At 64.7% G+C, this 19,890-nt stretch carries 20 protein-coding genes and 1 tRNA gene; 6 read left to right on the top strand and 15 right to left on the bottom strand.

Annotation, left to right across the window (positions count from 1 at the left end):
• Positions 1-5: 5 nt before the first annotated feature.
• The 5 genes from ampD to FFS21_RS02420 all read right to left on the bottom strand — a co-directional run bounded on the left by ampD (position 6) and on the right by FFS21_RS02420 (position 5,639).
• Positions 6-614 carry a 1,6-anhydro-N-acetylmuramyl-L-alanine amidase AmpD gene (gene ampD, locus FFS21_RS02400; protein ID WP_137923341.1) on the bottom strand — a complete coding sequence of 203 codons (609 nt, stop codon included), beginning with the start codon at positions 612-614 and terminating at the stop codon, positions 6-8.
• Positions 607-2,307 carry a sigma-54-dependent transcriptional regulator gene (locus tag FFS21_RS02405; protein ID WP_137923342.1) on the bottom strand — a complete coding sequence of 567 codons (1,701 nt, stop codon included), beginning with the start codon at positions 2,305-2,307 and terminating at the stop codon, positions 607-609. The genes ampD and FFS21_RS02405 overlap by 8 nt, the downstream gene beginning before the upstream one ends.
• A 25-nt stretch (positions 2,308-2,332) precedes the next feature.
• Complete coding sequence (locus FFS21_RS02410; protein ID WP_137923343.1) at positions 2,333-4,360, bottom strand: PAS domain-containing sensor histidine kinase; 2,028 nt, start codon at positions 4,358-4,360, stop codon at positions 2,333-2,335.
• Positions 4,360-4,638, bottom strand: coding sequence for a PP0621 family protein (locus FFS21_RS02415; protein ID WP_137923344.1), 279 nt, complete (start codon positions 4,636-4,638; stop codon positions 4,360-4,362). Before FFS21_RS02415 ends, FFS21_RS02410 begins: the two co-directional genes overlap by 1 nt.
• 65 nt (positions 4,639-4,703) lie before the next feature.
• Positions 4,704-5,639 (bottom strand): cytochrome C assembly family protein, encoded by a 936-nt coding sequence (locus FFS21_RS02420; protein WP_137923345.1) that lies wholly within the window; start codon positions 5,637-5,639, stop codon positions 4,704-4,706.
• A gap of 129 nt (positions 5,640-5,768) precedes the next feature.
• Between FFS21_RS02420 and ffh the strand changes: the two genes are divergently transcribed.
• Positions 5,769-7,160, top strand: coding sequence for a signal recognition particle protein (gene ffh, locus FFS21_RS02425; protein ID WP_137923346.1), 1,392 nt, complete (start codon positions 5,769-5,771; stop codon positions 7,158-7,160).
• Positions 7,161-7,204: 44 nt separating this feature from the next.
• On the top strand, positions 7,205-7,747 hold the full coding sequence (locus FFS21_RS02430; RefSeq protein WP_137923347.1) for a hypoxanthine-guanine phosphoribosyltransferase: 543 nt from the start codon (positions 7,205-7,207) through the stop codon (positions 7,745-7,747).
• A gap of 33 nt (positions 7,748-7,780) precedes the next feature.
• Here FFS21_RS02430 and FFS21_RS02435 read toward each other — a convergent pair whose 3' ends face one another.
• The 6 genes from FFS21_RS02435 to FFS21_RS02460 all read right to left on the bottom strand — a co-directional run bounded on the left by FFS21_RS02435 (position 7,781) and on the right by FFS21_RS02460 (position 13,512).
• Positions 7,781-8,413 (bottom strand): LysE family translocator, encoded by a 633-nt coding sequence (locus FFS21_RS02435; protein ID WP_137923348.1) that lies wholly within the window; start codon positions 8,411-8,413, stop codon positions 7,781-7,783.
• A 112-nt stretch (positions 8,414-8,525) separates the two neighbouring features.
• The gene (locus tag FFS21_RS02440; protein ID WP_137923349.1) at positions 8,526-9,164 is read right to left on the bottom strand and encodes a LysE family translocator; all 639 of its coding nucleotides are present in this window, start codon (positions 9,162-9,164) and stop codon (positions 8,526-8,528) included.
• Positions 9,165-9,272: 108 nt separating this feature from the next.
• Positions 9,273-10,070 (bottom strand): AraC family transcriptional regulator, encoded by a 798-nt coding sequence (locus FFS21_RS02445; RefSeq protein WP_137923350.1) that lies wholly within the window; start codon positions 10,068-10,070, stop codon positions 9,273-9,275.
• Positions 10,071-10,077: 7 nt separating this feature from the next.
• On the bottom strand, positions 10,078-11,004 hold the full coding sequence (locus tag FFS21_RS02450; protein WP_137923351.1) for a 2OG-Fe(II) oxygenase: 927 nt from the start codon (positions 11,002-11,004) through the stop codon (positions 10,078-10,080).
• Entirely contained in the window at positions 11,001-11,741 is a 741-nt protein-coding gene (locus FFS21_RS02455) for a lytic transglycosylase domain-containing protein (protein ID WP_137923395.1), read from the bottom strand. The genes FFS21_RS02450 and FFS21_RS02455 overlap by 4 nt, the downstream gene beginning before the upstream one ends.
• 49 nt (positions 11,742-11,790) lie before the next feature.
• Entirely contained in the window at positions 11,791-13,512 is a 1,722-nt protein-coding gene (locus FFS21_RS02460; RefSeq protein ID WP_137923352.1) for a proline--tRNA ligase, read from the bottom strand.
• A 194-nt stretch (positions 13,513-13,706) separates the two neighbouring features.
• Here FFS21_RS02460 and FFS21_RS02465 point away from each other — a divergent pair, with 194 nt between their 5' ends.
• Both FFS21_RS02465 and FFS21_RS02470 read left to right on the top strand, forming a co-directional pair.
• Positions 13,707-14,402: an RNA pyrophosphohydrolase gene (locus FFS21_RS02465; protein ID WP_137923353.1), complete on the top strand. Its 696-nt coding sequence runs from the start codon at positions 13,707-13,709 to the stop codon at positions 14,400-14,402.
• Entirely contained in the window at positions 14,395-14,985 is a 591-nt protein-coding gene (locus tag FFS21_RS02470; protein ID WP_137923354.1) for a CNP1-like family protein, read from the top strand. The genes FFS21_RS02465 and FFS21_RS02470 overlap by 8 nt, the downstream gene beginning before the upstream one ends.
• Positions 14,986-15,088: 103 nt before the next feature.
• Here the strand turns inward: FFS21_RS02470 and proB are convergent, their stop codons facing one another.
• The 4 genes from proB to rplU all read right to left on the bottom strand — a co-directional run bounded on the left by proB (position 15,089) and on the right by rplU (position 18,189).
• Positions 15,089-16,207, bottom strand: coding sequence for a glutamate 5-kinase (gene proB / locus FFS21_RS02475; protein ID WP_137923355.1), 1,119 nt, complete (start codon positions 16,205-16,207; stop codon positions 15,089-15,091).
• Between the two features lie 49 nt (positions 16,208-16,256).
• Complete coding sequence (gene obgE / locus FFS21_RS02480) at positions 16,257-17,354, bottom strand: GTPase ObgE (protein ID WP_137923356.1); 1,098 nt, start codon at positions 17,352-17,354, stop codon at positions 16,257-16,259.
• Positions 17,355-17,565: 211 nt separating this feature from the next.
• Entirely contained in the window at positions 17,566-17,826 is a 261-nt protein-coding gene (rpmA, locus tag FFS21_RS02485) for a 50S ribosomal protein L27 (protein ID WP_071015560.1), read from the bottom strand.
• A gap of 51 nt (positions 17,827-17,877) precedes the next feature.
• A complete protein-coding gene (gene rplU / locus FFS21_RS02490) occupies positions 17,878-18,189 on the bottom strand; it encodes a 50S ribosomal protein L21 (protein WP_008647259.1) in 312 nt (103 codons plus the stop codon).
• A gap of 509 nt (positions 18,190-18,698) precedes the next feature.
• On the opposite strand from rplU, the gene ispB reads away from it, so the two are divergent.
• Together ispB and FFS21_RS02500 are read left to right on the top strand one after the other, a co-directional pair.
• Positions 18,699-19,628: an octaprenyl diphosphate synthase gene (gene ispB, locus FFS21_RS02495; protein ID WP_137923396.1), complete on the top strand. Its 930-nt coding sequence runs from the start codon at positions 18,699-18,701 to the stop codon at positions 19,626-19,628.
• A gap of 141 nt (positions 19,629-19,769) precedes the next feature.
• A tRNA-Pro gene (locus FFS21_RS02500) sits at positions 19,770-19,846 on the top strand.
• Positions 19,847-19,890 lie beyond the last annotated feature (44 nt).

Raw genomic sequence — 19,890 nt, forward strand, 5'->3', positions numbered from 1 at the left:
CCGAATTAGCCCTGTCGCAAATATGGCAATAACGCCACAGGCAACTTCGCCAGCGTGACGAACCGGGCCCAATCGAAACATGGTCCCGGATCGGTCTTGCGACCGGGTGCGACATCGCTATGTCCGGCAACGCCCTGGATCGGATAGGCGGTGCGCAGCGCAGCCACCAACGCGGCGGCCGTCGTGTATTGGGCCGGGGTGAACGGCACATCGTCCGTGCCCTCGATCTCGATGCCGATCGAGAAATCGTTGCAACGCTGCCGTCCGCAGTACTCGGACTGCCCGGCATGCCAGGCCCGTTGCGTGCAGGCCACGAACTGCACCAGTTCGCCTTCACGGGAGATCAGGAAATGCGCCGACACCCGGACATCGCGGATGGTTTGGAAGAAAGGATGGCGCGAGGCATCGAGCCGGTTCTGGAAGAACGCCTCGATATCGCCGGTGCCGAACTGTCCCGGCGGCAGGCTGATGTTGTGGATGACCACCACGTCCACCGGCATGCCATCCGGGCGCGCGTCGAAGTTCGGCGACGGCACGCGCCGCGCGGCGGGCACCCAGCCATCGGCATCGGGCAGGTAGCCAGGCTGGTTGCCCAGCGCGCCGCGGTCAGCCATCGCGGCCCTCGTTTTCGGCGAGCGATTCACCGTCCTCGCTGGCGTCGCCACCGTCCCGGCCATCACGCCCTTCCCGCTCATCGCGAATCCCGAGCTGCTGGATGCGATATCGCAACTGTCGGAAGTTCAGGCCCAGCAACGGCGCAGCAGCCGTGCGGTTGAAGCCGGTCTGGTGTAGCGCGCGAAGAATCAGTTCCCGCTCCATGGCTTCGAGCCGGGCCGGCAGGTTGATCGGTAGCGCGAGTCCGGCCAATGCCTCGGCCAACGGATCGCTTTCCCGCACGGCTGTCAGCGGCGCCGGTTCGGCCGGCAGTTCCGGCTCCTCCGGCTGACTCGATATTCCCGCTACACCAGCCGGTGCGTGCGAGGGAGCAGACCAGCCCGACGTCGAACCCCAAGCCTGATAGGCAGGCGGCGGCGCCATCTGGACTGGCGGCATCTGGCCCATGTGGGGCCCGCGCGGCTGCAGCAGGTTCGCGCGCTCCATGCCGGCTTCGAGCGGCCCCAGGTCGGCCACCTCGATCTCTTCGGTCTCCGCAAACGCGTAGGCACGTTCGAGCAGGTTTTCGAGTTCCCGCACGTTGCCCGGGAACGGGTAGGCACGCAAACGCTCCAGCGCCTCGCGCGACAGCCGCTTCGGATGCGCGTCGCCGTAACGCACCGCCAGATGTTCCAGGATCGCCCGCGCCAGCACCGGCACGTCTTCACCGCGCTCGCGCAGCGTGGGCATGCGCAGTTCCAGCACGTTGAGCCGGTAATACAAATCCTGGCGGAACGTGCCGGCGGCCACCATCGCGGCCAGATCCTTGTGGCTCGCGCACATGACGCGCACATCGACGCTGTCTTCCTTGCTGGCGCCGATCTTGCGCACGCGCCGCTCCTGCAGTGCGCGCAGCAGCTTGACCTGCATGGCCAGCGGCAGGTCGGCCACCTCGTCGAGCATCAGCGTGCCGCCGTGCGCGGCCTGGAAAAAGCCACCGCGTTCAGCATCCGCGCCCGTGAAGGCACCCTTCACATGGCCGAAGAATTCGGACTCCATCAGCGTTTCCGGAATCGCGCCGCAGTTCACGGCCACGAATGGATGCACGGATCGCGCGCTGATGGCGTGGATGGCCCGCGCCGCGCGCTCCTTGCCGCTGCCGGACTCGCCACTGATCACCACCGGCGCCATGCTGCGGGCCAGCCGCGTCAGGGACCGGCGCACCTCCTGGATGGCCGCCGACTGCCCAGGCAGTAGCCCGGCAGCGCGATCGCCCAAATCGGCGATCTCCGCGCCCTCTGCAGCCACCGCACCATCCGCCGGCATGCGCTGGTGGCGGCCCAGCGCGTTGAGGATCAGCGTGCGCAACTGATCGAGCGACACCGGCTTGGCGATGTAGTCGAACGCGCCCGCCTTGAGCGCATCCACGGCATTGTCCGCGCTGCCATATGCGGTGATCACGGCCACCGGCGTGCGCTCGGGCGAGGCCGACAGTTGCCGCACGATCTCGATGCCGAGTCCGTCGCCCAGCCGCATATCGGTCAACACCAGACTGTAGCGGCGCTCGGCCAGCCGGATGCGCGCCTCGGCCAGGGAGCCGGCCATGACCACATCGTGGCCCATGCGGCGTAGCGAAATGTCGAGCAGTTCGCGCAGGTCTGCCTCGTCGTCGATGACGAGGATCGGATCAGGAGCGGACGGTCTGGCGGGCATGTTGGGAGGCGTCTTTATTGTGGTGTCAACTTGGCGAAGCAGCAGCGACGGTGTCGGGGGTCTCGATGCGCATCGTCAGCACGAAGGCTTTGGCCGGCAGTGTATCGCGAGCCCCGCCGGCCAGCATGCCCGTGCGTTCCAGCAACGCCTCCAGCGCCACGGTGCCGTAGCGCACCTGCGCATCGTTGGCGCCGCACAGCTCGCGCGCCATGAACAGGCCCAGCCCGGTGCCTTGCGGGTTGCTGGTGAAGAACGGCTCGAACAGACTGCGCTGCTGCTCGCGCGTCACCTCGGCGCCATCGTTCCAGACGATCAGTTCGGCATGGTGCTGGTCCAGCGCATGGGCCAGCAGCCGGATCGACCCCGGCAGCCGGCTGCAGTAGCGCCAGGCGTTGTCCAGGAGATTGCCCAGCACCTGCTGCAACTGCGCCGTATCGAAGATCACGGGCCGTCGCAGGTCCACTGTCACGCGGATGGCATTGGGATTCACGTCGGTGCGCGTGCCGGCCCGCGAGCGCATCTCCGCCCGCCAGCGATCCACGATGTCCGGCAACGCCTGTGAAAGATCCGCCGAACTGTGACCGGTCTTCGGACGTCGCGAGAGTTGCAGTACGTCGGAAATCACCTGATCCAGCCGCCGCACGTTGTCGCTAATGATGCGCAGCAGGCGTGCATCGATATTGCCTTCACCGCCCTCCCCCGCGCCCGAATCGGCCAGCAGTTCATTGGCCTGGCTGATCGCCGCCAGCGGGTTGCGGATCTGGTGCGCCACGCTGGCCACCAGCCGGCCCATCGCCGCGAGTTTTTCCTGCTGCACCTGCTCGGCAATCCGCTCCCAGCTTTCGATGTGCACCAGCACCGTGTCACGCATCTCGCTGCGCAGCAGCGTCTCGTCGGCCGGACTCCATGCCATGGCCTCGTTCTGCGCGATGGCCAGCCGCAGCCGCGCCGCGCCCTCGGGAGACAGGTCATTCCAGCTTGCGGTGTCGAGCCCGGTCGGCGACGTCATCACACTGGATAGCGTCGAACGCAAGCCGGCCAGCCCGGGCAGCACAAAGCGCAGGCGCAGCCGGGTATGCAGCATCGGACTGCGCGCGGAGGTGGGACGCGACGGCAGCGGCAGCAACTGCAGGATGCGCGGCACATCGTCCTTGCGCGCGATCCAGTCGCGCAGCATTTCCATCAACGGCTGCAGCCGCGCAATCCGGCGCAGGTCGAACAACGCGTTCTCACGCTCCCCGGCGCGCACCTGCCCTTCGCGAATCCGCTCGTTGGGCTGCACCCCCAGCAGCACGAACGCTGCCGGATTGGCCGCCACCACCACGCCGTTGGCGCGCACCAACATCACGCCATCCTGCATGTCGTTGACCATCAGCCGGTTCACCAACTGCTGCAGCCGCAGCTCCTGTTCGCGCGCCAGCGCCAGTTGCTCCTGGGCGATCTGCCGATTGGCCAGCATGTACATCAGCCATGCCGCGATCATGAAGACCAGCCCGAACAGGCCCGAGCCCAGCAGGTTGGCGTCTGCCTGCCGCGCCAGCAGGGTCTGCAGGAACGGGTTGGCCATTACCAGCATGGCGGACACGGCGGCCGCCGACAGCGCAAACAGCAGGCTGGTCAGCGCGCCAGCCTCCAGTGCGGGCAGCAGGAAGATCATCGCCAGCCCTTCGCCGTGGCTGCCACTGCGGCCCATCACCGTATAGACGGCCGCGAGCAACATCAGGTCGACGATGACCTGCACGCGCACGCGCAAGTGAAAATGGCGCCGCCAGAACGAGGCTACCAGCGAGAGGATGCCGATCAGCAGGTACGGCAACACGACCGGAATGGCCGCGGCAGTGCGGGCGCTGGTGGCGATGGCAATCGACATGTCCGCCGTACCGCGCTCCATGGGGAGCCAGGCATAGCCGAACAGCAGCAGAGCCATTGCCAACCGGGTCCAGCAGAAATAGCGGAGCAGGCGCCAGTGAAATTCAGGCGGCTCGGGCTGGCGCCAGAGATCGACCAGCATGCGCCAGCCGTTCAGCGACGACCATCCCGGCGCCCGCTTCATCACGCGCCGCCTTCAGCAGACGAATCGGGCAGATGGCTGCGGCGGCAATAATGCAGGCCGCGCCAGGCAATGGCATCGGTGCGCGGCAGGTGGACGCCGCATTGCGCGCATTGCACCATCGGCTCGATAGCGCCATCGCCGGTCGATGCCTCGGTCGCTGCCTGCTGGCGTTGCTGCGCGGAGTTGGTCCGGCTGGCCTCATCCCGTGCACTGGCGCGCGACCGGATCCACCAGACGATACCCAGCACGACAGCCAGCAGTAGAAAGATTCTTGCCATGGGTCGGAGTCGCGGAAGAAAGCAGAAAAAGCGGGAGAAATGTAGAGAAGCAGACCGGCCGCAGGTCAGACCAGCCGGTGCAATACCACCTCGATCACGAAGCGGCTGCCCACATAGGCCAGCAGCAGGATGCCGAACGAGGCGATCACCCAGCGCAGCGCAGTGCGTCCACGCCATCCGCGATAGACACGCCCGATCAGGATGCCGCCGAACATCAACCACGAGATGATCGCGAATACGGTCTTGTGATCCACACGGAAGGCCCGGGCGAACAATTGCTCGGAGAACAGGAATCCCGAGACGATCGTCAGCGTCAGCAGCACGAATCCTGCGGCGATCAGGCGAAAAAGCAGCTTCTCCAGCGTGAGCAGCGGCGGCAGCAGATCCAGCCAGCGGCCCAGCCACTGATCCGGCGCCCGTTCGCCCGTTGCGGGCCGGGTGAAACCGTGCAGGCGGCGCTCCGCCAGCAGCATCAGGAAAGCGTGGAAGGCGGCCAGGGTGAACAGGCCATACGCCACGTTGGCAATCACGAAATGCAACTTGAACAGCGGTCGTGCAGCGTAGCCAAGGATCTGCGTACCGGGGAATGCCAGCGGGATCAGGCTGGCCAGCATCGCCACGGGAAACACGATCAGCCCGAGTCCCGCCAGCGAGAAGAAAAAGCTTTCGATCCAGTAGATGCCCACGCCGAGCCACAACATCGCCGACAGCGCAAACGCGAAGCCGAAGATCATGCGGTCTGCGGGGAAGATCGTTTCGTGCAGCAGCATGCCGTGGCTGACCAGCGCCGCCATGACCAGTCCGTGCCACCAGGCCGGCTGGCCTTCCGTACGCGCGCCAGGGCCGGGCATCAGCACGGCTGCGGCCGCCGCGCCCGGTCTTCCGGGCTGGCCAAGTGTCGCCCCACCGGCCGTTGCGAGCCGCGGGTTGCGCGTTGCCCAGCCGTGAACGGCCAGGGCGCAGTAGAGAAGTGCCGTCAGGGCATACAGTACAATGGCCATTTACGCAGTTTACCCTAGTGCTTACACGGGCGGTTCGCGGGGAATCCGGACGATGGATCGCCGCCACATTACCCGCGAAAGCCCGCTGCGCCCCGCACACAAGCCGAACCTCCTCCCCCCTTTCCTGCCATGCTGGATAACCTCACTCAACGCCTGGCGCGGGTCGTCAAGACCATGCGCGGCGAGGCCCGACTGACCGAGGCCAATACCGCCGAGATGCTGCGCGAAGTGCGCCTTGCCATGCTCGAAGCCGACGTGGCGCTGCCAGTCGTGCGCGACTTCATTGCCCGCGTCAAGGAAAAGGCCCTTGGCGAGGACGTGGTCACCAGCCTCACCCCGGGCCAGGCGCTCGTGGGCGTGGTGCAGCGCGAACTTACGGCCATCATCGGCGGCGATGAAGCGCTGGCCGATGCCAAGGCCAACGAGCTGAACCTGAACGTCCAGCCTCCCGCCATCATCCTGATGGCCGGCCTGCAGGGCGCCGGCAAGACCACCACCACCGGCAAGCTGGCCAAGTGGCTCAAGGAAAACCGCAAGAAGAAGGTGCTGACGGTATCGTGCGACGTGTATCGTCCCGCCGCTATCGCCCAGCTCAAGACCGTATCCGAACAGGTGGGTGCGGACTTCTTCCCGTCGCAGCCTGACCAGAAGCCTATCGATATCGCTCGCGCCGCGCTCGACTGGGCGCGCAAGCACTACCACGATGTGCTGATCGTCGACACGGCCGGCCGGCTCGGTATCGACGAGGCGATGATGCAGGAGATCGCCGCGCTCCATACGGAACTGAAGCCCGCCGAGACGCTGTTCGTGGTCGATGCCATGCTGGGCCAGGATGCCGTGAACACCGCCAAGGCGTTCAACGACGCCCTGCCGCTGACCGGTGTCGTGCTGACCAAGCTTGATGGCGATGCGCGCGGCGGTGCGGCGTTGTCCGTGCGTCACATCACGGGCCGCCCGATCAAGTTCGTGGGCGTGGGCGAAAAGCTCGACGGCCTGGAAGCCTTCCACGCCGACCGCATGGCCCAGCGAATCCTGGGCATGGGCGACATCCTTGCACTGGTCGAGGAAGCCCAGCGCGGCGTGGACATGGAAGCCGCCGAGAAGCTGGCCAAGAAGATCAAGAAGACGGGCGGCTTCGACCTGGAAGACTTCAAGGCGCAGATCGGCCAGATGAAGAAGATGGGCGGCATTGGCAGCCTGGTGGACAAGCTGCCCGCGCAGTTCGCACAGCAGGCCCAGGGTGCCAACATGGATCAGGCCGAGAAATCCGTGGGCCGCATGGAAGGCATCATCAACAGCATGACGCCGGCCGAACGTGCCAAGCCGGAACTGATCAAGGCCAGCCGCAAGCGCCGTATCGCGGCGGGCGCGGGCGTGCCGGTACAGGAAGTCAATCGCCTCCTGAACCAGTTCGACCAGATGCAAGGCATGATGAAGAAGCTCAAGGGCGGCGGCATGATGAAGATGATGCGCCAGATGGGTGGGATGAAGGGCGGCATGAAGGGCCTGTTCAACCGCTGACCGGCGGCTGCATCCGCAAGACACTACGAAACAGGACACACAATATGATGACCGCTGAACAGGCCCGCGAACTCTGGGCCAGCTCCGAAGAGATCGTCAGCGCCGCCGAGGTGCAGGAGTCGCTGGACCGCATGGCCGGCGATATCACGGAGAAGATGGGCGATGCCTTCCCGCTGGTGCTGTCCGTGATGGGCGGTGCCGTGGTCTTCACCGGCATGCTGCTGCCCAAGCTGCAGTTCCCGCTGGAGTTCGACTACATCCACCTCTCGCGCTACAACAACAAGACCGTGGGCGGCGAAATGCAGTGGCGCGTGGCACCGCGCGAATCGGTCAAGGACCGTGTGGTGCTGGTGCTCGACGACATCCTGGACGAAGGCGAGACCATGGCCGCCATCCGCCAGCGCATCATGGACATGGGCGCCAAGGAATTCCACGCCGCCGTGCTGTGCGAGAAGACGCTCACCAAGCTCAAGCCGATGCATCCGGACTTCTGCGGCTTCAAGGTGCCGGATCGCTACGTCTTCGGTTGCGGCATGGACGTCAAGGGCTACTGGCGCAACCTCGGCGCCATCCGCGCCCTGGTCTGAACCTCAGTCTGTCCACCCCTCCCGGCGCCCCGCTCAGTGCGGATGGGCGCCGAGGATGGGATACAGGGAAGCCAGCAGCAACAGCGCCATCGTCACATTGAACACGCGCAGCACGCGCGGATTCGCCAGCCACTGCCGCAGCGCGGCGCCAAACACTGCCCAAGTCGTGATGCTCGGCAGGTTCACCACGCCGCACAGCGCCGCCATCAGCGTGGCATTGACCCACAGATTGGGATGCAGTACATAGGCGCTGCATGCGCCCACCGCCATCACCCACGCCTTCGGATTCACCCACTGGAACGCCGCCGCGCGCAGAAAGCTCATCGGCCGTGCCACCTCGCGATCCTGCAATCCGCCCGCCGTGGCCAGCTTCCAGGCCAGCCAGACTAAGTACGCTGTGGCCGCCACGCGCAGCACGCTCCACGTCCACGGAAACGCCGTGAACACCGATCCCAACCCTAGCCCGACCACGATCATCATGATCACCATGCCGATGCAGATGCCAAACAAATGCGGCACCGTCCGGCGCAGGCCAAAGTTCACGCCCGAGGCAAGCAGCATCGTGTTGTTGGGACCGGGGGTGATCGACGAGACGAGCACGAAAGCCGCATAGGCCATCAGCGCGCCAGTGCTTGCTGCAAGTTCGGGAGGAAGGGTCAGAGCCATGACGGCGCTCCAGGAAAATCAGGACAGGCGCTCAGTCTATGGACGGCAAACGGTACAGTACCGATACAGTTAGATCAAAAAGTGCCGGTACGGGGCTGGGTGCTCTGGAAGGCTAGTGCCGCGCAGCATTGACGGCCACGGCGATCGCCATTCCCAACAGCACTGCCCCGGTCATCCGTTCCAAGGTTCGCACCGAGCGGACAAACCGCCGCATCACCGCCGGATGACGGACAGCTGCGGCCACCGCCACATCCCACAGCAACACCACGCCAAACATCCAGACGCCATAGGCCGCCTGCGCGGCGAGCGGTGTGCGCTGCCCGGCGAGGACGGCGAACAGGCTCGCGTAGAACAACCCGTTCTTGGGATTCAGCACAGCCGAGAGAAAGCCCGTGCCCACGTGCATGAGCCAAGCGCCGCGCGGCGCGGTATCGGTCTGGTCGGAGAGTATCTCTACACTCCCGTGCGCGCGCAGGAATCGCCAGCCCATCCACGCCAGATAGCCGCAGCCCGACCATTGCAAGGTGATGAAGACGCCGTTGACACCTGCCGATGCCGCGAGTCCCGCCATCGCCAGCGCGATATAGACACCGTTGCCCAGCGCGATGCCCAGGCACACGCCCGAGGCGCGCCGCACGCCCTCGACCATCGCCGCGCACACAACCAGGAAGAAGTCCGGCCCGGGACTCAACAATGCCAGCGCGTGCGCGCCCGCGACCATCGCAAACTGCTGCCAGGGAAAATGTTCCATCGCCATACTCCATGCCGCAAAGGGACGGAGTCTGGAGAGATCGGCGCGGCGAGGATTGTAGAAAATTGCGCCCGGCCCGATTCGGTGGATTCAGCGGATTCAGCGGATTCAGCCAACGCGCTGATACGCGCCCGGCGTCATCGCTACCCGCTGCCGGAAGGCCCGGTGAAAATGGCTCTGATCGGCAAACCCGAGCTGCTGCGCCACGTCCGCTGGTGCGTCGCCCTGGCGCAGCAGGTGTCGCGCGCGGTTGATGCGAATGTCGAGCTGATAGGCATGGGGCGTCATGCCGAACTGCGCGCGGAACTGCCGGATCAACTGATAACGGCTCAGGCCCGCCACAGCAGCCAGTTCGGCCAGCGGCAGGCGATCGTCATGACGCGACTGCAGCATTGCGGTGACATCGTGCAGGTCCTGGGCATCGCTGCGTTGGGCATCCATGCCATCGCCGAGCATCTCCTGCAGGTCGCCGATACATGCCACCAGCGCCGATTCCTTTTCCACAGGATCGCTATCGGAAAACAGCACGGCATTCAGCGCGCAGACTGCCGCGTAAGCCTCCTCATCATGCGTGACGTGGATGCGCCGCAGCCCGGCCCGACCGGCCTCGTCGAGCACCGCATCGGCCCAGGCCGCTTCGATATGGATCATCTGGTAGCTCCACGCTGCATCGGGCTCGGGATTACACGCGTGGACGCAACCAGCCGGCACCCAGACCACTGCGCCCGGCGCGAGTCGCGTGACGTACGGGTCGTGGGTAAAGACGCTCCGGCCAGCGTCGACGGCGCCAACCGAGACCGTGGGATGGGTATGCGGAAGATAGGCGGCCCGACTGTCGCAGGCACTGCGACTCTCGACCATCGGCAAGGCAGGATCGAACCAGTATCGGGTGGCCTTGGCCGTCATGACGGGCTCAAGGCTTGCTGCGATACGGCAGTTCGCGCAGCCACTTGGTGGCGATCCACTTCTCGCCCGACTCCACCGGCAACCCCGCGTGCAGCGTGCGCTCGTCGAGTCCACCGTCGGGGAGCTTGTAGCTGAAGAACACCGCATTGCCCTTGACCGGTGCGACTTCGAGTCCAAGTCGTGGAAACGCCGTGGCACCGCCTGCTGGCGGGCTGTTCAGGTAGATCACCAGCGTGGCAACGCGCTGACCACCGACGCGCAGTTGGCGCGCTTCGCCAGGGCGTTGCGGATTGAAGAAATCGAAGTGCGGCTGATACTCGCCGCCGGGCTTGTAGTTCAGGATCTGCAGGCCCTCGCCATGGTCGGCGGGCAGGCCCGTTACTGCGGCGATGCGCGCCTCGATCCGCTCGATCAGCGCGTGCTCGCCCACCTGGAACATCGCGCCCATGCTGGTGCGGGCGTCGATCAGGTTCTCGGCACCGGTATCGGGATTGACCACCGGCGAGCGATGCAGCCGGTCTCTTGCGAGCGATATCAGCGCGTCGCACTCGGTGCCGTCGAGCAGGTTCTGCAGAAGCAGGATGCGCGGTGCTTCGAATGCGAAGAGAATCGGGATCTCGCGTCCTTCGTGGCGGAAGACGTTGCTGCCGGCACCGGCCTCAGGCATCGCCTGCGCAGTTGCCCCGGCGGTAGGCTGAAGCATCGGCTGCCGAGCCTGCATCGGCACGGGCGCCTGCGCCGGCGTTGGCCGGATCGGCGCACGATGGCCCAGCGCAGCATTCACCGTATCGCGTGCAAACGCGGCGTCGTACCCCGAGCGCAGCATCGACAGCACCAGCGATTCGGCGTCGAAGCCCTGCTCGATATGGCGACGCAACCACTGTTCAAGCTCGGGCGACGAAGCGCTGTAGCCCGTGCGGTGTTCGCGCGTCATGACGGATTGGCCAGCCGCTGCGGCGAGAAAGGATTGCGCGCGGGCAGTTCCGGCGGCAGCGTTCGGCGCGACGGCGTATTGACAACCGGCGCCGCGCCATCGGGATCGCCAGCAATCGTCACGGTGGCTTCCGAGTACTGCCAGCGCTTCCATGCGGCAAGCACCGCGTTCGGATACTCGGGACGTCCCCGGCTGCCGTTGTAGCGGCCCAGCGCCAGGAACAGGTCGCCATTCTCGCGATCGAGGTAGTGGCGCAGGATCGTGCAACCGTAGCGCAGGTTGCTTTGCAGATGGAACAGCTTGCGCGTGTCACCGTCGCCGATGGTGCGCACCCAGAACGGCATCACCTGCATCAACCCGCGCGCATCCGCCGAGCTGATCGCATACTTCCGAAAACCGCTCTCGACCTGCACCAGGCCCAGCACCAGCGATGGCTCCAGTCCCGCGCGCTTGGCTTCGTAATAGACGGATTCGATCAGCTCGACGCGCGCCTGCGGGTTCGGCATCCGCGACTCCAGCCGCACCGACATCTCCCCGAGCCACTTCAGGTAGCCCATCTTCTCGCCGCCTGACGCAAACGTCGGGCGCACGGGACGGTTGTCGGCGATGGCTGCGGCCAGCGCGCCACGGACGGAATCGGCGAGTGCCTCCTCCTTCTGCGCGCCGGCATGGGCGGGCATCGCCACGGCACAGAGTAGCAAGGCCGCGGCGAGCGCCGCAGACCAGCGGCGCGGCATCGTGAGAGCAGATTGACGAAACACCAGGCGCATGACGATAGGCGACCGATCAGCCGGCCAGCAGGCCACGCACATGCGCAACCACGTTGGCCACGGCGACCGGCGTCGCCTGCGCGTCGCGTCGGCCCTGGTACTCGACGTTGCCTTCCTTCAGGCCACGGTCGCCCACGACCACGCGGTGCGGCACGCCAATCAGCTCCCAGTCGGCAAACATCACGCCCGGGCGCTCGCCACGGTCGTCCAGGATCACGTCGATGCCCGCAGCCAGCAGTTCAGCGTGGATGCGATCGGCCTCGGCCTTCACGGCTTCGTTGCGGTCATAGCCTACCGGGCACACCACCACCGCGAACGGGGCGATGGCGGCCGGCCAGATGATGCCGCGCTCGTCGTAGTTCTGCTCGATTGCCGCGCCCAGAATACGGGTCACGCCAATGCCGTAGCAGCCCATCTGCATCGGCTGGGTCTGGCCGTTCTCGTCGAGATACGTGGCGCGCATCGATTCCGAGTAGCGCGTGCCGAGCATGAACACGTGGCCCACCTCGATCCCGCGGCAGATTTCCAGCGTGCCCTTGCCGTCCGGCGAAGCATCGCCAGCCACCACGTTGCGCAGATCCGCCACCACGGGCTCGGGCAGGTCGCGGCCCCAGTTCACACCCGTGTAGTGATAATCGCGCTCGTTGGCGCCGCAGCAGAAATCGGCCATGTTGGCCACCGTGCGGTCCGCCACCAGCTTGACTGGCTTTTTCGTGCCGATCGGGCCGAGGTAGCCCGGGGGCGAGCCGAACGTGTCGACGATCTCGCTTTCGGTGGCGAATCGGAACTCAGTCAGGCCCGCCACCTTCGATGCCTTCACTTCGTTCAGTTCGTGGTCGCCACGGATCAGCAATAGCCAGATCTGCACGCCCGCATCGCCCTCGGTGGCCAGCACAATCGACTTGACCGTGCGTGCCAGCGGGATGCCCAGGAACTCGGCCACGTGCTCGCACTTGGCCTTCTCGGGCGTCGAGGTCTTCTTCAGTTCCTCGGCCGGTGCAGCGCGCTCGGCCTGCAGCGGCAGGGCCTCGGCAGCTTCCATATTGGCCGCGTACTCCGACGTGGGGCAATAGACGATGGCGTCTTCGCCAGTCTCTGCAATCACGTGGAACTCGTGCGAACCGGAGCCGCCAATGGCGCCGTTGTCGGCCGCCACGGCGCGGAACTCCAGGCCGAAACGCTGGAAGATGCGCGTATAAGCGTCGTACATGTTCCGGTACGAGACCTTCAGGCCCTCCACGTCACGGTCGAACGAGTACGCGTCCTTCATCGTGAATTCGCGGCCGCGCATGATCCCGAAGCGGGGACGGCGCTCGTCGCGGAACTTGGTCTGAATCTGATAGAAATTGACCGGCAGTTGCTTGTAGCTGCGGATATCGCTGCGGGCGATATCGGTCACGACTTCCTCGGACGTGGGCTGGACGGCGAAATCGCGCTCGTGGCGATCCTTCAGGCGCAGCAGTTCCGGGCCCATCTTGTCCCAGCGACCCGTTTCCTGCCAGAGCTCGGCCGGCTGGATGACCGGCATCGACAGTTCCACCGCACCAGCGCGGTTCATTTCCTCGCGCACGATGTTCTCCACCTTGCGGATCACGCGCAGCCCCACCGGCATGTAGCTGTAGATACCGGCGCCAAGCTTCTTGATCATGCCGGCGCGCATCATCAGCTTGTGGGACACGATTTCCGCGTCCGCGGGTGCTTCCTTGAGGGTGGAAATGAAGAATTGCGAGGCTTTCATGCGTTGCTTTCTCGTAAGACCGGGCACGGCGGGTCGTTCCGACCGCGCCGCCCGCCCGGCTGCCATGGGCTGCCATTGGAGAGGACGCGCCTGAAACTGCCCATTTGCTCGGGAAAACCAGCATTCCCCGCGGCGGGCCTAGTTGCGCGCATCCTTTATAATCGTCGTAATTCTAAAGGATTCGAGGTGCAGTCATGCTCGATCGTGAAGGCTTTCGCCCGAACGTCGGCATCATCCTCATCAACGCACGTAACGAGGTCTTCTGGGGCAAGCGAATCGGCGAACACTCCTGGCAGTTTCCGCAAGGTGGCATCAAGTACGGCGAAACGCCTGAACAGGCCATGTACCGCGAGCTACAGGAAGAAGTCGGCCTGCTACCGGAGCACGTCAGGATCGTCGGTCGCACGCGCGACTGGCTGCGTTATGAGGTGCCGGACAAGTTCATCCGCCGCGAGATCCGCGGCCATTACAGGGGCCAGAAACAAATCTGGTTTTTGCTGCGCATGGTGTGTCGCGATTGCGACATCCACCTGCGTGCCTCAGACCATCCCGAATTCGACGCCTGGCGCTGGAGCCAGTACTGGGTACCGCTGGACGCAGTCATCGAATTCAAGCGCGACGTGTACCAGCTGGCGCTGACCGAGTTGTCACGCTTCCTGCATCGCGCCCGCGTGCCGTTGAGCCCGTACGGGCACCACCATGGTCACCAAGGTCGTCATGGCGATGACGCGCGTCCGGTGCATCAGGTGGCGGACGAATCCAATGTCGAACCGGCAGCGGACACCCCATCGGTTACCATCCACGCGACAGCGCAAGCTGCTGAAGTGCCGGCGACCGCATCTGTTGCGCCGGCCAGTCCGGCAACCACCTCACGGAGTTCAGATGAATAGTTTCAGCGGCCGGGGCCTTCGTGCCGGCCTGTTGTGCATGACCGCCTGCCTGGTGCTGGCGGGTTGCAAGACCACCGGCAAGGGCATGCCCGAGGAAGAGGAAAAGGCCAGCAGCAGCGGCTTCGTCAATCCGTTCGAGGACAAGCCGTTCAAGGAACAGCAGACCACGCTGCCCGCGTTGCCCCAGGATGCCGACCTGATTCCCTTCTCGGTCAACGACTCGTCGGACAATTTCCGATTCGCCGTGGATCAGAAGTCCATCTCCGTGGGCGATGACAACGTGGTGCGCTACACCGTGGTCATCACCAGCACGGGCGGCGGCCGCAACGTCAGCTACGAAGGCTTGCGTTGCGATGCCTTCGAGCGTCGCATCTACGCCACGCTGCCCAAGGACGCCCCCGCCTGGGTGCCGAACATGGGCGAGGAACGCGACTTGTGGATTCGCATGCAGACCCGTGCACGCAACGCCTATGCGGCAACGCTGGCGCGGGACTACTTCTGCGATGGGCGCACCGTGGCAGGCAAGCCAGATCGCTTGATCCGCGACCTGAAGGCATATGCACCGCGCCGGACCGGACCGTGAGCTGACGTCGATTTGCGCCAAAACAAAACGGCGAGCCCAGTTGGCTCGCCGTTTTGTTTTGTATCCCTTGGTTGCGTGCTGCTGATTCGCTACCGGGTCAATCTCAAACCAGAACGAGGTTGTCGCGATGAATCAGTTCGGGCTCGTTCAGGTGCCCCAGCACCGATTCAATTTCTGACGATGGCTTGCGTGCGATCAAGCGTGCCTCGGCACTGGAATAGTTCGTGATGCCGCGCGCGACCTCGCGACCTTCCGTATCCACGCACGCGATGACCTCGCCGCGCGCGAACTCGCCCTGCACCTCGGTCACCCCGATCGGCAGCAGCGACTTGCCGCCTCCGGTCAGCTTCTCCACCGCACCGGCGTCGATCAGCACACGACCGCGCAACTGCAGGTGATCGGCCATCCATTGCTTGCGAGCGGTCAGCCGACCCGTCGGCGCCAGCAACTGCGTACCGATCGCCTCGCCCGTCGCCAGACGTCCGAGAACATCCTGCTCGCGGCCCGAGGCAATCGTCGTGTGCGCGCCCGACTTGGCCGCACGCTTGGCAGCAAGGATCTTGGTCAGCATGCCACCCCGGCCGATCGACGAACCCGCGCCGCCGGCCATCGCCTCCAGTTCCGGCGTGCCCGCCAGCGCCTCGTCGACGAACTGGGCGGCCGGGTCCTTGCGTGGATCGGCGGTGTAGAGGCCGCGCTGATCGGTGAGGATCACCAGCGCATCGCCTTCGATCAGGTTGGTGACCAGTGCGCCGAGCGTATCGTTGTCGCCGAACTTGATTTCGTCGGTAACCACGGTGTCGTTCTCGTTGATGATCGGCACCACGCCAAGCCCCAGCAGCGTCAGCAGCGTGGAGCGTGCATTCAGGTAGCGCTCGCGATCCGCCAGATCGGCATGGGTCAGCAATACCTGCGCGGTACGGATGCCATAGCGCCCAAACTGGCTTTCGTAGACCTGCGCCAGGCCCATCTGGCCCACGGCGGCGGCAGCCTGCAGTTCGTGAATTTCCTTGGGACGCCGCGACCAGCCCAGCCGTTGCATCCCTTCGGCGATGGCGCCCGAACTGACCAGCACCACCTCCTTGCCCGTGCCGCGCAACTTGGCAATCTGCGCCGCCCAGCGTGCGATGGCATCGTGATCCAGCCCTTTGCCGTCGTTGGTAACCAGGCTCGAACCTACTTTGACGACGATGCGTTTTGCCTGGGCGATGACCGATTGCATGGCGGGGTCCTGTCTCCGATGGTTCTTATGATGATGGGCGGATGCCGGTTCAGTCTTCTGACCCGTCCCGTTCGACGTTGTGCAGACGGTCGTCCAGGCGGATATCGGGTTCGGCCAGTGCCGCGGCCTCTTCGGCTTTCAACGCGACCAGGTGATCCTTGATCGCGTAGATCAGTTCACGGCAGCCCTCGCCGGTCAGCGCCGAGATATGGAACACCGGACCCTTCCACTTGTAGCGCTTGATGAAGTCCTTGATGCGAGCTGCGCGTTCCTCTTCGGGCACCACGTCCAGCTTGTTCAGCACGAGCCAGCGCGGCTTCTCGTACAGCGATTCGTCGTACTTCTTCAGCTCGTTGACGATGGCCTTGGCCTCCGCCACCGGGTCCACCGCTTCGTCGAACGGGGCGAGGTCCACGATATGGAGCAGCAGGCCAGTGCGCTGCAGGTGGCGCAGGAACTGGTGACCCAGCCCGGCACCCTCGGCGGCGCCCTCGATCAGGCCAGGAATATCGGCCACGACAAATGACTGCTCATGATCCACGCGGACCACGCCCAGATTCGGGTGGAGCGTGGTGAACGGGTAGTCGGCCACCTTCGGGCGGGCATTCGAGATATGCGAGATCAGGGTCGATTTGCCCGCGTTGGGCATGCCCAGCAGGCCCACGTCCGCCAGCACCTTCAGCTCGAGCTTCAGCATGCGGCGTTCGCCGGGCTTGCCGTCCACCTGCTGGCGCGGCGCGCGGTTGGTACTCGACTTGAAGTGCAGGTTGCCCCAGCCGCCGATGCCGCCTTCGGCCAGGCACACCAACTGACCATGCTCGGTCAGGTCGGCCAGGACCTGGTCGGTATCCATGTCGATGATTTGCGTGCCCACGGGCATGCGCAGCGTGATGTCTTCGCCAGCCGCGCCGTAGCAGTCTGCCCCACGGCCGTTCTCGCCGTTCTTCGCCACGTGCTTCTTGGCGTAGCGGAAATCGATCAGCGTATTGATATTGCGGTCGGCCTGCGCGAATACGCTGCCGCCCCGCCCACCGTCACCACCATCGGGGCCGCCGAACGGCACGAATTTTTCGCGACGCATCGAAGCACTTCCGTTGCCGCCATTGCCGGCGATCGCTTCGATACGAGCTTCGTCGATGAACTTCATATTAGTTTTCTTTCCGAGGAGGTTCCGGCAAGCAAGTTGCCGACCGAAAACGCTGCCAAAACGGAGCGAGGCGTTCTGGACCAGACGTGGCCGCAGACAGTAAATGTTACGGCAAGGCCGTGCCCCAACGCCAGAATCGTTTGGGTAGCGTTCTCAAAACAAAAAAAGCCCCGCATGCGATGCGGGGCCTTTCGTGCTGCAAAGGCTGTTATCAGGCCGCCGGGACGACGCTGACTTGCTGCTTCTTGGCAGCGCCCTTGACGGCGAACTGCACGTGGCCGTCCACCAGCGCGAACAGGGTGTGGTCCTTGCCCACGCCCACGTTATCGCCAGCGTGAACACGCGTGCCGCGTTGACGAACGATGATGCCGCCGGCGTTGATAGCCTGACCACCGAACACCTTCACGCCCAGACGCTTCGATTCCGAATCACGGCCGTTCCGCGTGGAACCGCCGCCTTTTTTCTGTGCCATGTCTTAACTCCAGTTGACCTATTGCGATGTTGCCTGTGTCCGAGCCGAGGCTCAGGCCACGATGGCTTCGATGCGCAGTTCGGTGTAATTCTGACGATGGCCCTGACGCTTCTGGTAGTGCTTGCGACGGCGCATCTTGAAGATCTTCACCTTGTCGTGACGACCTTGGGCGATAACGGTAGCCTTGACGGAAGCCCCGCTCACCAGCGGCGTACCAAATTTGATTTGGTCGCCAGCGCCCACTGCGAGCACCTGGTCCAGCGTGATTTCTGCGCCAATGTCAGCCGGTATCTGTTCTACTTTAAGTTTTTCGCCAGCAGCAACCTTGTATTGCTTGCCGCCGGTTTTTACGACCGCGTACATTGTCGAACCTCTCATGTATGAATGAAACGAGGAATGCTGCCCCGACGGCCGAAGCCGCCCGAGCCGGCGCCGTTTCGTGCGCCGCAAACGGTGCGCGCACGTAGACGCGACCGAAGGAACCGGGGATTATAGCGCTGTTTACAGAAAAGGCAAAGAAAACAACGAGATAGCCAGCCGGAGCACAGGCTGCGGCGGGAGGCGCACACCGAGGTTGCGCGGATCAGGTCAGGTCGGCCAGCAGAAACCCGGCCAGGGCAGCGAACGCCACCCACCAGGCGGTGCGACGGACCTGCGGTCGAGTCGATCGAGGCTTGTCCATGCGCGGCATTATAGATGCACGGTACCCCGCCCCACATCATGACTAACCCGCCCGAGGAACCACTCGGTCGCCGGAAGGGAACCGTCATACACCAACGCGCATCGCATATAATCCCCCGGTTTCGCGAATCGGTGATCTGATCTTGTCCCAGTCTTCCGCCACTGCCTTGCTTGCCCCGGTCGCTGCCGACATGCGCGCCGTTGACGCCGTTATCCGCCGACGCCTGTCGTCGGAGGTTCCGCTGGTCGAACAGATCGGCGAATACATCATCAGTGCGGGCGGCAAGCGCCTGCGTCCGGTGATCCTGCTGCTTTCCGCGCGGGCATTTGGCTATGAAGGTCATCGCCATCACGAACTGGCCGCCGTGGTGGAGTTCATCCACACCGCCACGCTACTCCACGACGATGTGGTGGACGAGTCCGAACTGCGCCGGGGCCGCCAGACAGCCAATGCCGTGTTCGGCAACGCCGCCAGCGTACTGGTTGGCGACTTCCTCTACTCCCGCGCCTTCCAGATGATGGTGGACGCCGGCAGCATGCGCATCATGGAGATTCTCTCCAACGCCACCAACGTGATTGCCGAGGGCGAGGTGCTGCAGCTGCTGAACATGCACGACCCGGACGTCACCGTGGAGCGCTACCTGCAGGTGATCCGCTACAAGACGGCCAAACTGTTCGAAGCCTCGGCCCAACTGGGTGCCGTGCTGGCCGGTGCCGACGCCGCAATGGAAGAGGCCGCCGCCGAGTACGGCCGCCGCATCGGCACGGCTTTCCAGTTGATCGACGACATGCTCGACTACACGGCAAGCGCCGAACAGATGGGCAAGAACGCCGGCGACGATCTGCGTGAAGGCAAGCCTACCCTGCCGCTGCTGCACCTGCTGGAGCACGGCACGGCAGAACAACGCGAACTGGCACGCGAGGCCATCGTCCAGGGCGGCACAGAGCATTTCGACGCCGTGTTCGCGGCCATCCATGCCAGCGGCGCGCTCGACATCACCTTTGCCGCCGCCCAGCGCGAGGCCGAGGCCGCCGCAGCCGCCGCGAAGCAGTTCCCCGACTCGCCGCTCAAGGACACCCTGATCGAACTCTGCGCCTTCTCGCTGCAACGCCAGAGCTGACAGAGACGGGCCGGACGACGCACGGCGCCCTGCCGAATTTCTTGAGAAAGGGCCTTCCCATCCTCCGGAAACGCTGCTAAACTTTTGTTCTTTGCTGCTGACGGCGCAAGGTTTTCGACAGCCGAAGGAAGCAATAAAAATCGGGGTGTAGCTTAGCCTGGTAGAGCGCTACGTTCGGGACGTAGAGGCCGGAGGTTCGAATCCTCTCACCCCGACCAGATTTCGATGATCGCGACGATTGGCAACGATATCCTCGCGCAGC

This window comes from Cupriavidus sp. 2SB (assembly GCF_005503625.1).
Taxonomy (GTDB): Bacteria; Pseudomonadota; Gammaproteobacteria; order Burkholderiales; family Burkholderiaceae; genus Cupriavidus.